Raw genomic sequence first — 14728 nt, 5'->3', positions numbered from 1 at the left:
GAAGTCCATAATTTCGCTAAGCTCTTGAGTGATGCGATAAATTGGGCTTCCGTCCAAGACCGTAGGCGGCTTCGGCCTTAATATTACCTACGTAGACGGTGTGAATCCCCAGATAGATTTTTCCTAATCTCTTCTGGCTCTCGCCGTAAAAAGCATCTCTATCAAGTTTGTTGATAGGGAAGAGTAAAACAGGGAAGCCGAGTGTCGGTGACCCATTAAACCAGGAGTAACACCCATGGCTTTAAATCTTCAAGGCAAAAAAGCAATTGTTGCTGAAGTCAACGAAGCAGCCAATGGTGCTCTTTCTGCAGTTGTTGCAGATTCTCGTGGTGTAGCAGTAGGCGCAATTACAGCCCTTCGTAAAGAAGCTCGTGAAGCTGGTGTATGGATGAAAGTTGTTCGTAACACTCTAGCAAAACGTGCTGTTGAAGGTACTGAATTTGAATGTCTATCTGATTCGTTAGTTGGTCCAAGCTTAATCGCTTTCTCATCAGAGCACCCTGGTGCTGCTGCGCGTATCTTCGCAGATTTCGCGAAAAAGAATGAGAAATTCGAAGTTAAAACGGCCGCTTTTGAAGGAAATGTTGTAGATGCAGCAATGCTTGCTACATTACCTACATACGATGAAGCTGTTGCACGCTTAATGAGCGCTATGAAAGAAGCGTCTGCTGGCAAATTGTGTAAAACAATTGAAGCAGTACGTGTACAGAAAGAAGAGCAAGCTGCTTAATTTTAAGCTGTTTAACCTCTCTTTCGGTGTAAATTTATTTGGACCTAGAGTCCGTTAATTATTAGGAAATTTGTAATGTCTGTAACTAAAGACCAAATCCTTGACGCAATTGCTGAAATGTCAGTAATGGACGTTGTTGCTCTTGTTGAAGCAATGGAAGAAAAATTCGGCGTAACTGCTGCAGCTGCTATGGTAGCAGGTCCTGCTGCTGAAGCTGCTGAAGAGAAAACTGAATTTGACGTAATCCTTACTGGCGCTGGCGCTAACAAGGTTGCGGCAATCAAAGCTGTACGTAGCGCAACAGGCCTAGGCCTTAAAGAAGCGAAAGCTCTTGTTGAAGCTGCTCCTGCACCTATCAAAGAAGGTGTATCTAAAGAAGAAGCTGAAGCACTTCAAAAAGACCTTACTGAAGCTGGTGCTGAAGTTGAGGTTAAGTAATCTAGCTCACGCTAGGTTCGCTGCCTGAGTAATCAGGCAAGGGCTGGTGATTATTTAATCACCGGCCTTTTTGCGCTATAGAGTTATGTATTCCTGTAGCTCAAATAAAATCTGATTTTCTCTTTACTTTCAACGCTTTATAGTTTGCTAGTGTTGCTAAGGCGGAGTTAATTAGAACAACAATTAAATGTTGTAAATCTTGGCATAGATGCCAGTTAAGTCTGTTCTTACAAGAACAGGTCGGGTCAAAGATCAGCAAGCTGAGGAACCCCATGGCTTACTCTTATTCTGAAAAGAAACGTATCCGTAAGGATTTTGGTAAACGTCCACAAGTTTTGGATATACCTTTCTTACTGTCGACACAGTTAGAATCGTTTAAAAAATTCTTAGTCCCAGACGCTGATGGCGATCATGGTTTGGAAGCAGCCTTCCGTTCTGTGTTCCCTATTAAAAGCTACTCGGGAAATTCTGAGCTTCAATACGTAAGTTATCGTATTGGTGAGCCAGTATTCGATGTAAAAGAATGTCAAATTCGCGGTGTGACTTATTCTGCTCCACTTCGCGTGAAACTGCGTCTTGTAGTTATGGACAAAGAAGCTCCAGGCACAGTTAAAGACATTAAAGAGCAAGAAGTTTACATGGGCGAAATTCCGCTCATGACTGATACCGGTACTTTTGTAATCAATGGTACAGAGCGTGTTATCGTTTCTCAGCTACACCGTAGCCCTGGTGTATTCTTTGATAACGACCGCGGTAAAACCCATTCATCGGGTAAAGTATTATATAACGCACGCGTTATACCTTACCGTGGTTCATGGTTAGACTTCGAATTTGATGCAAAAGATAACTTATATGTACGTATAGACCGTCGTCGTAAATTACCGGCGTCTATTATTTTACGTGCACTTGAGTACTCTAGCGAAGAAATCTTAGATATGTTCTTCGATACTACCGCGTTTGAAGTAACTGACGGTAAAGTTCTTATGGAACTTGTGCCTTCACGTTTACGTGGTGAAACTGCCGCTTTTGATATCAAAGGCGAAGACGGTGAAGTACTTGTTGAAAGCGGTCGTCGTATTACGGCTCGCCACATCAAGAGCATCGAGAAAAAAGGCATTAATCAATTAGAAGTACCACATGAGTACATCATTGGCCGTATTGTAGCTAAAAACTATGTTGATGAGTCAACAGGTGAAGTTATTGCAAACGCTAATGACGAGCTATCACTAGAGTTGATGGCTGAATTGGTTAAAGCAGGTCACACTAAAATTGAGACGTTATACATCAATGAGGTGGACAGCGGCGCTTACATGTCAAATACATTAAATATTGACTCGTCTAGCAACCGTTTAGAAGCATTAGTAGAAATTTACCGCATGATGCGCCCAGGCGAGCCACCGACGAAAGACGCGGCTGAAGCCTTATTCGAGAACTTATTCTTCTCTGAAGAACGTTATGACTTATCTACTGTAGGTCGTATGAAGTTCAATAGCCGTGTTGGTTACGATACAGACACAGGCCCTGGCACATTAAGCAAAGAAGACATCGTGTCTGTTATGAAAGTATTAATTGCTATTCGTAACGGTCAAGGCGATGTTGATGATATTGACCACTTAGGCAACCGTCGTATACGTAGTGTTGGCGAAATGGCTGAGAACCAATTCCGTGTTGGTCTAGTACGTGTAGAACGTGCTGTACGTGAGCGTTTAAGCTTAGGTGACCTTGACGCGATAATGCCACAAGATCTTATTAACGCTAAGCCTATTTCGGCAGCGGTTAAAGAGTTCTTCGGTTCGTCTCAGTTATCACAGTTTATGGACCAAAATAACCCGCTATCAGAAGTAACGCATAAGCGTCGTATTTCTGCATTAGGCCCGGGCGGTCTAACACGTGAGCGCGCTGGCTTTGAAGTACGTGACGTTCACGTAACTCACTATGGTCGCGTATGTCCAATCGAGACTCCTGAGGGTCCAAACATCGGTCTAATTAACTCGTTATCTACGTACGCACGTACAAATGATTACGGTTTCTTAGAAACACCTTACCGTAAAGTGGTAGATGGTGTAGTAACTGATGAAGTTGATTATTTATCAGCCATTGAAGAAGGTCAGTTTGTTATCGCACAGGCGAACTCAAACTTAACTGAAACCAATGAGTTTGTTGATGAACTTATTCCGTGTCGTCACAAAGGTGAATCTACCTTTATGGGTCGCATGGACCAGCAATATATGGATGTATCACCACAACAGGTGATCTCTGTAGCGGCAGCACTTATCCCGTTCCTAGAACACGATGATGCTAACCGTGCATTGATGGGTTCAAACATGCAACGTCAAGCAGTACCAACATTGAAAGCGGATAAGCCGTTAGTAGGTACAGGTATTGAGTTAACACTAGCGAAAGATTCTGGTGTAACGATTGTTGCTAAACGTGGTGGTGAAGTAATGTACGCCGATGCTAGCCGCATCGTTGTAAACGTACATGACGATGAGCGTATTCCTGGTGAAGCGGGCATCGACATTTACAACCTTACTAAATACACACGTTCTAACCAAAATACATGTATTAACCAAAAACCAACGTGCATGGTTGGTGAACCGGTTACTCGTGGTGACGTGTTAGCAGATGGTCCTTCGACTGACTTAGGTGACTTAGCCCTTGGTCAAAACCTTCGCGTGGCATTCATGCCATGGAACGGTTATAACTTCGAGGATTCAATCTTACTATCAGAGCGCGTAGTTGAAGAAGATCGTCTAACGACTATCCACATTCAAGAACTACAGTGTGTTGCCCGTGATACTAAATTAGGTCCTGAAGAGATCACTGCAGATATCCCGAATGTGGGTGAGTCTGCGCTAGGCAAGCTTGATGAATCAGGCGTTGTTTATATTGGTGCTGAAGTTAAAGGCGGCGATATCCTAGTAGGTAAAGTGACTCCGAAAGGCGAGACGCAATTAACACCTGAAGAGAAGCTACTGCGTGCTATCTTCGGCGAAAAAGCGTCTGACGTTAAAGACAGCTCTTTACGTGTACCAAACTCTGTAACTGGTACTGTAATTGACGTACAAGTTTTCACCCGTGATGGTGTTGAAAAAGATAAGCGTGCGTTAGAAGTTGAAGACATGCAGCTTCGCGAAGCGAAGAAAGACTTCAACGAAGAGTTCCGTATTCTAGAAGCTGGTGTATTAGACCGTGCTCGCAAGCTACTTGCTGCAGCAGGCTTCGATGAAGACAACTTAGCGTCACTAAATGCTGAAAAGCTACTTACTCAAAGCCTTGCACAAGAAGACAAGCAAGCTGAACTTGAGCAACTAGCTGCACAGTACGATGAGCTTAAAGCTGAATACGATAAGAAGTTTGAAAACAAACGTCGTAAAATTACTCAAGGTGATGACTTAGCACCAGGCGTACTTAAGATTGTTAAAGTATACCTAGCTGTTAAACGTCGTATCCAACCGGGTGATAAAATGGCGGGTCGTCACGGTAACAAAGGTGTTATCTCGACTATCGTACCAGTAGAAGATATGCCATACGATGATAAAGGTCGTACGGTAGATATCGTACTAAATCCACTAGGTGTACCATCACGAATGAACATCGGTCAGATCCTTGAAACACATATGGGTCTAGCTGCACGTGGTATTGGTGAGCGCTTAGAGGAAATGATGAAGGAACAACGTGAGCTGCATGAGCTACGTGAATTCATCAAGCAAGCTTACGAAATCGGTGAATCTCGTCAAGAAGTAGATATTGCTAGCTTCTCTGATGATGAAATTCGTCGTTTAGCTGATAACTTAAAAGGTGGTTTACCAATCGCTACTCCTGCATTTGATGGCGCTAAAGAAGACGAAATCAAAGACATGCTAGAGCTTGGTGGATACCCAAGAAGTGGTCAGGTTACACTCTATGATGGCCGTACTGGCGATCAGTTTGAACGTCAAGTAACTGTTGGTTACATGTACATGCTTAAACTTAACCACTTGGTTGACGATAAGATGCACGCACGTTCTACTGGTTCTTATAGCCTTGTTACTCAGCAGCCGCTGGGTGGTAAAGCACAGTTCGGTGGCCAGCGTTTTGGTGAGATGGAAGTATGGGCACTTGAAGCTTACGGTGCTGCTTACACTCTACAAGAAATGCTAACAGTGAAATCGGATGACGTGAACGGTCGTACTAAGATGTATAAAAACATCGTTGATGGTAACCATAAAATGGAACCAGGTATGCCAGAATCGTTCAACGTATTGTTGAAAGAAATCCGCTCACTGGGTATCAACATCGAGTTGGAAGAAAATTAAGCCAATTAGATGCTGCAGTTAACCCTGCAGCATCTGTTACGGCTGAATAGAATGTAGGGGCGAGATTATCCGCCCTCAAGATTAACTCCGACAGGAGAGCTAAGGTGAAAGACTTACTTAAGTTTCTGAAGCAACAAAATAAGACCGAAGAATTCGATGCAATTCGCATTGGTCTTGCTTCACCAGACATGGTTCGTTCATGGTCATACGGTGAAGTAAAGAAACCTGAGACTATTAACTACCGTACTTTCAAGCCTGAGCGCGATGGCTTATTCTGTGCCCGTATTTTCGGCCCAGTGAAAGATTATGAGTGTTTATGTGGTAAATATAAACGCCTTAAACACCGTGGTGTGATCTGTGAGAAGTGTGGCGTTGAAGTTACACTTACAAAAGTGCGTCGTGATCGTATGGGTCATATCGACCTTGCGAGCCCAGTAGCACATATATGGTTTTTAAAATCATTACCGTCTCGTATTGGCTTAATGCTTGATATGACACTTCGTGATATTGAACGTGTTCTTTACTTCGAATCATTCGTAGTAACTGAGCCTGGTATGACAACGCTTGAGCGTGGTCAACTATTAGGTGAAGAAGAATACCTAGATGCACTTGAAGAGCACGGTGATGAGTTTGAAGCTAAGATGGGGGCAGAAGCAGTATTAGACTTGCTTCGTGAACTTGATCTTGGCCAATTAATTGCAGAAATGCGTGAAGAGTTACCAACAATTAACTCTGAAACGAAGCGTAAAAAGATCACTAAGCGTCTTAAGTTAATGGAATCGTTCCACCAATCAGGCAATAACCCTGAGTGGATGATCATGACAGTACTTCCAGTATTGCCACCTGACTTACGTCCATTAGTACCGCTAGACGGTGGTCGTTTTGCGACATCTGATCTAAACGACCTTTACCGTCGTGTTATTAACCGTAATAACCGTCTTAAGCGTCTATTAGATTTAGCTGCACCAGATATTATCGTACGCAACGAAAAACGAATGTTACAAGAAGCGGTAGATGCGCTACTTGATAACGGTCGTCGTGGTCGTGCAATTACAGGTTCTAACAAGCGTCCGCTTAAATCTCTTGCTGATATGATCAAGGGTAAGCAAGGTCGTTTCCGTCAGAACTTACTTGGTAAGCGTGTAGATTACTCTGGCCGTTCTGTAATCACGGTTGGCCCTACACTTAAGCTTCACCAATGTGGTCTTCCTAAGAAGATGGCACTTGAGCTATTCAAACCATTTATCTATGGCAAATTAGAGCGTCGCGGCATGGCTACGACAATCAAAGCTGCTAAGAAAATGGTAGAGCGCGAAGTAGCGGAAGTATGGGATGTACTAGACGAAGTAATTCGTGAACATCCAGTATTACTTAACCGTGCACCTACACTTCACCGTTTAGGTATCCAAGCGTTCGAACCTGTACTAATTGAAGGTAAAGCAATCCATTTACACCCATTAGTATGTGCGGCTTACAACGCCGACTTCGATGGTGACCAAATGGCGGTACACGTACCGTTAACGCTTGAAGCTCAGTTAGAAGCTCGTGCACTAATGATGTCTACTAACAACATTCTATCTCCAGCGAATGGTGAGCCAATCATCGTTCCTTCACAGGATGTTGTATTAGGTCTTTACTACATGACGCGCGATCGCATTAATGCGAAAGGCGAAGGCATTGTATTTAAAGATCCTAAAGAAGCAGAAAAAGCATACCGTAGTGGTAACGCAGAACTTCACGCGCGCGTTAAAGTGCGTATTAGTCAGTCAATTACTAACGAAGCAGGTGTTGTTGAAGACACTGTAACGCTTATCGACACTACTGTTGGTCGTGCAATTCTGTCTCTAATTTTACCTAAAGGCATGCCGTTTGAGTCAATCAACCAAGCATTAGGTAAAAAGCAGATTTCTGGCTTATTAAACGAGTGTTACCGTCGTCTAGGTCTTAAAGACACTGTTGTGTTTGCTGACCAAGTTATGTACACCGGTTTCCACTACGCAATGAAGTCAGGTGTTTCAATTGGTATCGATGACTTAGTTATCCCACCAGTTAAAGCATCAATCATTGAATCAGCTGAAGCTGAAGTAACTGAAATCAACCAACAATTCCAATCAGGTCTTGTAACGGCTGGTGAAAAGTACAATAAAGTTATCGATATCTGGTCACGTGTAAATGAAAACTTATCACGTGAAATGATGGCCAACTTGTCTAAAGACACGGTTATCAATGCGAAAGGTGAAGAAGAAGAGCAACCGTCATTTAACTCAGTGTTTATGATGGCCGACTCAGGTGCTCGTGGTAGTGCCGCTCAGATCCGTCAGCTAGCAGGTATGCGTGGTCTAATGGCACGTCCAGATGGTTCAATCATCGAGACGCCAATCACGGCTAACTTCCGTGAAGGTCTAAACGTACTACAGTACTTCATCTCAACGCACGGTGCGCGTAAAGGTCTTGCCGATACAGCACTTAAAACAGCTAACTCAGGTTACCTAACGCGTCGTCTAGTAGACGTTGCACAAGATTTGGTAATCAATGAAGACGACTGTGGCACAGAAGATGGCTTAACAATGAAACCGCTTATTGAAGGTGGTGACGTTGTAGAAGCACTTCGCGAACGTGTACTAGGTCGTGTTGTAGCTGAGCCTGTGGTTATCCCTAATACAGATACTGTATTAGTAGAACGTAATATCATGCTTGATGAAAAACTGTGTGACCTTTTAGAAGAGCACTCAGTAGATGAAGTTCGCGTACGTTCTGTTATCACCTGTGATAACGACTTTGGTGTATGTGCTAAGTGTTATGGTCGTGACCTTGCACGTGGTCATATCATCAACGCGGGTGAATCAGTAGGTGTTATCGCAGCACAATCAATCGGTGAGCCGGGTACACAGCTTACGATGCGTACATTCCACATCGGTGGTGCGGCATCAAGAGCATCAGCTGAAAACAATGTACAAGTTAAAACTGACGGTACGTTAAAACTACATAACGCTAAGTATGTACTTAATACCGACGGTAAGATTGTAATTACTTCACGTTCAACTGAAATCACTATCATTGATAGCTTCGGTCGTGAAAAAGAGCGTTATAAAGTACCTTACGGTGCGGTACTAACAGTACAAGACAATGCAGAAGTTCAAGGTAACGACATCGTTGCTACTTGGGACCCGCATAGTCACCCAATCGTTCTTGAGCATAAGTCAAAAATCTCGTTCAGCGATGTTGATGACTCAAATACGGAAGCACAAACTGATGAACTAACCGGCTTAACCCGTGTAGTTGTTAAAGACCTTGCTAAAGTAAATGCGAAAGAGCCTAAGCTTATCATCGAAAGTGAAGAGCGCGGCTTGCAAGAAACACGTCTACCTTCATTCACTACGATTGAAGTGACAGATGGCGTTACAGCAAACCCAGGTGACGTACTTGCACGTATTCCGCAAGAAGGTTCGAAAACTCGTGATATCACGGGTGGTCTACCACGCGTAGCCGACTTATTTGAAGCACGTAAGCCAAAAGATCCAGCTATCTTAGCTGAAATCACAGGTACTATTAGCTTCGGTAAAGAAACTAAAGGTAAGAAACGTTTAGTTATTACACCAGCTGAAGGCGATCATTACGAAGAGATGATTCCTAAGTGGCGTCAACTTAACGTGTTTGAAGGTGAGCAAGTGTCTAAAGGTGAAGTTATCGCCGATGGCCCTGAATCACCACATGACATCTTACGCCTACGTGGTGTGACTCATGTTGCTAACTACATTGTTAACGAAGTGCAAGAGGTTTACCGTTTGCAGGGCGTTAAGATCAATGATAAGCACATTGAAACAATTATTCGTCAGATGCTACGTAAATGTACCATCCTTGACGGCGGTGATACTGAGTTCTTAGCGGGTGAGCAAATTGAAGTAGCTCGCGTTAATATCGCTAATCGTGACCTTGAAAAACAAGGTAAAATCCCAGCGAAGTTTGAAATACAACTTATGGGTATCACGAAAGCATCACTAGCAACCGAATCTTTCATCTCGGCAGCGTCTTTCCAAGAAACAACACGTGTTCTTACAGATGCCGCAGTGAATGGTAAGAGCGATGAGCTTCGTGGTCTGAAAGAAAACGTAATTGTGGGTCGTCTGATCCCAGCCGGTACTGGCTTTGCGTATCACCAAGACCGTATGGCTCGCCGCAAGCAGGGTGAAGTTGTTGAAGAGCAAACAGTAAGTGCAGAAGAGGCAACTCAAGCACTAACAGATGCTCTGAACGCAGATTTATCTGGAAATCAATAAACTCTTATTAATCAACAGATTAATAAATCGTAAGACAGTTATCTACTGTCTTACGATGAGTTTAGGTTGACAGGTTAAACTTTGCTCATTAAAATTCCGCCACCCATTTACTTGCATGTATGTTACAAGCTTGTAAAAAGGGCGGATTTTTTTATTTTTTTCAGTAGTAATTTTAATTTCAGGAGCTATTTAAATGGCAACTATTAACCAGCTAGTGCGTAAGCCACGTCGTAGCAAGGTTACTAAAAGTAACTCAGCTGCGCTTAAAGCGTGTCCGCAAAAGCGTGGTGTATGTACTCGCGTATATACAACTACACCTAAGAAACCAAACTCAGCGTTACGTAAAGTAGCTCGTGTACGTTTAACTAACGGTTTCGAAGTAACATCATACATCGGTGGTGAAGGTCATAACCTTCAAGAGCACAGTGTAATCCTAATCCGTGGTGGTCGTGTTAAAGATTTACCAGGTGTGCGTTTTCACACTGTACGTGGTGCACTTGACTGTGCAGGCGTTAGCGACCGTCGTCAAGCTCGTTCTAAATACGGTGCAAAACGCCCTAAAGGCTAATTGTTTTCCGTTAGTAAGGCCAAGCACTAAATATTATTAATTATTGTTTTGGGTGATTGTTCCAAAAGGACAAACCTGAATAAACCGGAGATACAAAATGCCTAGAAGACGCGTAATAGGTCAACGTAAAATTCTTCCAGATCCTAAGTTCGGATCGGAACTTCTTGCTAAATTCGTTAACATCGTAATGTTAGACGGCAAGAAATCTACTGCTGAAAAAATTGTTTATGGTGCGCTAGACGTGGCTGCTGAGAAATCAGGCAAGTCGCACCTAGAAATCTTTGAATCTGCACTTGATAACATCCGTCCACAGGTAGAGGTTAAATCTCGCCGTGTTGGTGGTTCAACTTATCAAGTTCCAGTTGAAGTACGTCCAGTACGTCGCAACGCATTAGGTATGCGTTGGTTAGTAGACGCTGCACGTAAGCGTGGCGAAAAATCTATGGGCTTACGTTTAGCTCAAGAAATCGTTGACGCTGCTGACAACAAAGGCACTGCGGTTAAGAAACGTGAAGACGTTCACCGTATGGCTGAAGCGAATAAAGCATTCGCACATTACCGTTGGTAATCTGTCCTTAACCTTTAAGAGGATCATATGGCACGTACAACTCCACTTGAGCGCTACCGTAATATCGGCATAGTAGCTCACGTAGATGCAGGCAAAACCACTACAACAGAACGTGTTCTGTTCTACACAGGTCTTTCTCATAAGATCGGTGAAGTACATGATGGCGCCGCAACTATGGATTGGATGGAGCAGGAACAAGAGCGTGGTATCACAATCACTTCTGCTGCAACAACGTGTTTCTGGAAAGGGATGGACGCGCAATTTGACGACCATCGTATCAATATCATTGATACTCCAGGACACGTAGATTTCACTATTGAAGTAGAGCGTTCTTTACGCGTACTTGATGGTGCGGTAGTTGTTCTTTGTGCTTCATCAGGTGTACAGCCGCAAACTGAGACAGTTTGGCGCCAAGCGAACAAATACGAAGTTCCAAGAATGATCTTCGTAAATAAAATGGATCGCACCGGCGCTGACTTCTTAACGGTTGTTGACCAGGTGAAATCTCGTCTTGGAGCAACGCCTGTTCCAATCCAGTTGCCAATTGGCGCTGAAGACGACTTTAAAGGTGTTATTGACCTGATAAAAATGAAAGCCATTAACTGGAACGAAGCGGACCAGGGTATGACTTTCTCTTATGAGGCAATACCGGCAGAACTTCAAGAGCTCGCTCAAGAATGGCACTCTCATTTAGTTGAAAGTGCAGCTGAAGCCTCTGAAGAACTAATGGATAAGTACTTAGAAGGTGAAGAGTTAAGTGAAGCAGAGATTAAATCTGCCTTACGTCAACGCACATTAGCGAACGAAATTGTTCCCATTACGTGTGGTAGTGCATTTAAAAACAAAGGCGTTCAAGCTGTGCTTGATGGCGTTGTTGAATACATGCCTGCACCAACACAAGTGAAACAAATCCAAGGTATCCTAGAAAATGGAACTGAGGAAGAACGTCCAGCTGATGATAAAGCGCCGTTTGCTGCACTTGCATTTAAAATTGCAACAGACCCGTTTGTTGGCACTTTAACCTTTTTCCGTGTTTACTCTGGTACTGTTAAACAGGGTGACGCGGTTTATAACCCAGTTAAAAGTAAGCGTGAGCGATTTGGTCGTATCGTACAGATGCATTCAAACTCACGTGAAGAGATCAAAGAAGTTCACGCAGGCGATATTGCGGCAGCTATTGGTCTTAAAGACGTAACAACAGGTGAGACACTGTGTGATCCGAACTCTATCATTACGCTAGAGCGTATGGAGTTCCCAGAGCCAGTTATCTCTGTTGCGGTTGAGCCTCGCACAATCGCTGACCAAGATAAGATGGGTATTGCACTAGGTAAACTAGCTGCTGAAGACCCTTCTTTTCGTGTACAAACTGACGAAGAATCAGGCCAGACTATAATCTCTGGTATGGGTGAACTTCACCTTGATATCATTGTCGACCGTATGAAACGTGAATTCAGTGTTGAATGTAACGTTGGTAAGCCGCAGGTTGCATACCGAGAAGCTATTCGTTCAACTGTTGAAGTTGAAGGGAAGTTTGTACGTCAATCAGGTGGTCGTGGTCAATATGGTCACGTCTGGGTTAAACTTGAACCGATGGATATTTCGGATGATGAAGCACCAATTTATGAGTTCGTTAACGAAACTGTAGGTGGTTCGGTTCCAAAAGAATTTATCCCTGCGGTAGACAAAGGTATCCAAGAGCAAATGTCTCAAGGTGTACTGGCAGGCTACCCATTACTTGGCGTTAAAGCGACTTTATATGATGGTTCATTCCATGATGTAGACTCGAATGAAATGGCATTTAAAATTGCAGGTTCAATGGCAATGAAAGCTGGGGCGCTTAAAGCTGACCCTGTACTTTTAGAGCCAATGATGAAGGTTGAAGTAATCACTCCTGACTCAAACATGGGTGATGTAGTTGGCGACTTAAACCGTCGTCGCGGCATAATCGAAGGCATGGAAGATGCAATAGGTGGACTTAAGCAAGTTAATGCTCAGGTTCCTCTTTCTGAAATGTTTGGTTATGCAACTGCTTTACGATCTGCAACACAGGGCCGTGCTTCTTACTCTATGGAGTTTTTGAAGTACGCTGAAGCCTCTAAAAATGTTGCAGATACAATAATTTCAGCTCGCGCTGTTATATGATTTTAGCTTGTCTGGCTCAATAGTGAGTCAGGCTTTAATTTCTTAATTAGGAATTTTTTAAGATGGCAAAAGAAAAGTTTGAACGCGTAAAACCGCACGTAAACGTTGGTACAATCGGCCACGTTGACCACGGTAAAACTACACTAACTGCAGCAATCACTAACGTACTTGCAAAAGTATACGGCGGTGTTGCTAAAGATTTCGCATCAATCGATAACGCTCCAGAAGAGCGCGAGCGTGGTATCACAATCTCAACTTCTCACGTTGAGTACGATACACCAACTCGTCACTACGCACACGTAGATTGTCCTGGACACGCCGATTATGTTAAAAACATGATCACTGGTGCTGCTCAAATGGACGGCGCTATCTTAGTAGTAGCTGCGACTGACGGCCCTATGCCACAAACGCGTGAGCACATCCTACTTTCTCGTCAGGTTGGCGTACCTTACATCGTTGTATTCATGAACAAATGTGACATGGTTGACGACGAAGAGCTACTTGAGCTAGTAGAAATGGAAGTTCGTGAACTTCTTTCTGAATACGACTTCCCAGGTGATGACTTACCACTAATTCAAGGTTCTGCTCTTAAAGCACTTGAAGGCGAAAAGCAGTGGGAAGACAAAATCGTTGAGCTTGCAGAAGCACTAGATTCTTACATCCCAGAGCCAGAGCGTGACATCGATAAGCCATTCATCATGCCTATCGAAGACGTTTTCTCAATCCAAGGCCGTGGTACAGTAGTAACTGGTCGTGTTGAAGCTGGTATCATCAACGTGAACGACGAAGTTGAAATCGTTGGTATCAAAGAGACTACTAAGTCTACTTGTACTGGTGTTGAAATGTTCCGTAAGCTTCTTGACGAAGGTCGTGCTGGTGAGAACATTGGTGCACTTCTACGTGGTACTAAGCGTGAAGACGTTGAACGTGGTCAAGTACTAGCTAAGCCTGGTTCAATCAACCCACACACTACATTCACTTCAGAAGTATACGTACTTTCTAAAGATGAAGGTGGTCGTCATACTCCTTTCTTCAAAGGTTACCGTCCACAGTTCTACTTCCGTACAACTGACGTAACAGGTGACGTACAGTTACCAGAAGGCGTAGAAATGGTAATGCCTGGTGATAACGTTAAGATGACAGTAACTCTAATCGCGCCAATCGCGATGGACGAAGGTCTTCGTTTCGCTATCCGTGAAGGTGGCCGTACTGTAGGTGCTGGTGTTGTAGCAACTATCGTAGAGTAATAATTAACTTTTAAGTTAATTATTACTATAAAAACCCGAGCTTAGCCTCGGGTTTTTTAATGCCTGAAATTTATGTCATGTGAAGGTGGCGCTATTACCTTTAGGCGTAGGTGCTATGCAGCAACGTTCAATGAGTAATAGTTAACGTTTTAGTTAATTAATACTATAAAAACCCGAGCTTAGCCTCGGGTTTTTTAATGCCTGAAATTTACGTCATGTGAAGGTGGCGCTATTACCTTTAGGCGTAGGTGCTATGTAGCAACGTTCAATGAGTAATAGTTAACGTTTAAGTTAATTAATAATATAAAAACCCGAGCTTAGCCTCGGGTTTTTTAATGCCTGAATAAAAGCCATTAGTTTTTAGCTATCAGCTTTTAGCTGCTTGATCTGACCCCGATAAAGTAGACACGGGGTTTTAATTCATTGATTCATATTGTATGGGGCTAACATTTCCAATCGT

General features: G+C 43.3%; 8 protein-coding genes. All 8 read left to right on the top strand.

Features of this window, described 5'->3' with window-relative positions:
* The first annotated feature begins 235 nt into the window (after window positions 1-235).
* The 8 genes from rplJ (at window position 236) to tuf (ending at window position 14268) form a co-directional block, all read left to right on the top strand.
* Window positions 236-730 (top strand): 50S ribosomal protein L10, encoded by a 495-nt coding sequence (gene rplJ, locus MTF64_RS11785; RefSeq protein WP_024032046.1) that lies wholly within the window; start codon window positions 236-238, stop codon window positions 728-730.
* A 75-nt stretch (window positions 731-805) separates the two neighbouring features.
* Window positions 806-1168: a 50S ribosomal protein L7/L12 gene (rplL, locus tag MTF64_RS11780; RefSeq protein WP_004588208.1), complete on the top strand. Its 363-nt coding sequence runs from the start codon at window positions 806-808 to the stop codon at window positions 1166-1168.
* Window positions 1169-1440: 272 nt separating this feature from the next.
* The gene (gene rpoB, locus MTF64_RS11775) at window positions 1441-5466 is read left to right on the top strand and encodes a DNA-directed RNA polymerase subunit beta (RefSeq protein WP_004588209.1); all 4026 of its coding nucleotides are present in this window, start codon (window positions 1441-1443) and stop codon (window positions 5464-5466) included.
* A gap of 104 nt (window positions 5467-5570) precedes the next feature.
* Window positions 5571-9743: a DNA-directed RNA polymerase subunit beta' gene (rpoC, locus tag MTF64_RS11770; RefSeq protein WP_054983402.1), complete on the top strand. Its 4173-nt coding sequence runs from the start codon at window positions 5571-5573 to the stop codon at window positions 9741-9743.
* Window positions 9744-9936: 193 nt separating this feature from the next.
* Complete coding sequence (gene rpsL, locus MTF64_RS11765) at window positions 9937-10311, top strand: 30S ribosomal protein S12 (protein WP_002958885.1); 375 nt, start codon at window positions 9937-9939, stop codon at window positions 10309-10311.
* A gap of 97 nt (window positions 10312-10408) precedes the next feature.
* Window positions 10409-10879: a 30S ribosomal protein S7 gene (gene rpsG, locus MTF64_RS11760; RefSeq protein WP_004588211.1), complete on the top strand. Its 471-nt coding sequence runs from the start codon at window positions 10409-10411 to the stop codon at window positions 10877-10879.
* A gap of 27 nt (window positions 10880-10906) precedes the next feature.
* On the top strand, window positions 10907-13021 hold the full coding sequence (gene fusA, locus MTF64_RS11755) for an elongation factor G (protein WP_054983403.1): 2115 nt from the start codon (window positions 10907-10909) through the stop codon (window positions 13019-13021).
* A 62-nt stretch (window positions 13022-13083) separates the two neighbouring features.
* Complete coding sequence (gene tuf / locus MTF64_RS11750; RefSeq protein ID WP_004589660.1) at window positions 13084-14268, top strand: elongation factor Tu; 1185 nt, start codon at window positions 13084-13086, stop codon at window positions 14266-14268.
* The last annotated feature ends 460 nt before the right edge of the window (window positions 14269-14728 follow it).

The organism is Pseudoalteromonas sp. 2CM41L (assembly GCF_023161905.1).
Lineage (GTDB): Bacteria > Pseudomonadota > Gammaproteobacteria > Enterobacterales > Alteromonadaceae > Pseudoalteromonas > Pseudoalteromonas atlantica.
The sequence above is the reverse complement of the archived record's forward strand: the minus strand, read 5'-3'. Positions and strand labels throughout refer to the sequence as shown.

Excerpts from the sequence above, each read along its gene's own strand:
- rplJ (WP_024032046.1), top strand. The coding sequence starts at position 236 with ATGGCTTTAAATCTTCAAGGCAAAAAAGCAATTGTTGCTGAAGTCAAC.
- rplL (WP_004588208.1), top strand. The coding sequence starts at position 806 with ATGTCTGTAACTAAAGACCAAATCCTTGACGCAATTGCTGAAATGTCA.
- rpoB (WP_004588209.1), top strand. The coding sequence starts at position 1,441 with ATGGCTTACTCTTATTCTGAAAAGAAACGTATCCGTAAGGATTTTGGT.
- rpsL (WP_002958885.1), top strand. The coding sequence starts at position 9,937 with ATGGCAACTATTAACCAGCTAGTGCGTAAGCCACGTCGTAGCAAGGTT.
- rpsG (WP_004588211.1), top strand. The coding sequence starts at position 10,409 with ATGCCTAGAAGACGCGTAATAGGTCAACGTAAAATTCTTCCAGATCCT.
- fusA (WP_054983403.1), top strand. The coding sequence starts at position 10,907 with ATGGCACGTACAACTCCACTTGAGCGCTACCGTAATATCGGCATAGTA.
- tuf (WP_004589660.1), top strand. The coding sequence starts at position 13,084 with ATGGCAAAAGAAAAGTTTGAACGCGTAAAACCGCACGTAAACGTTGGT.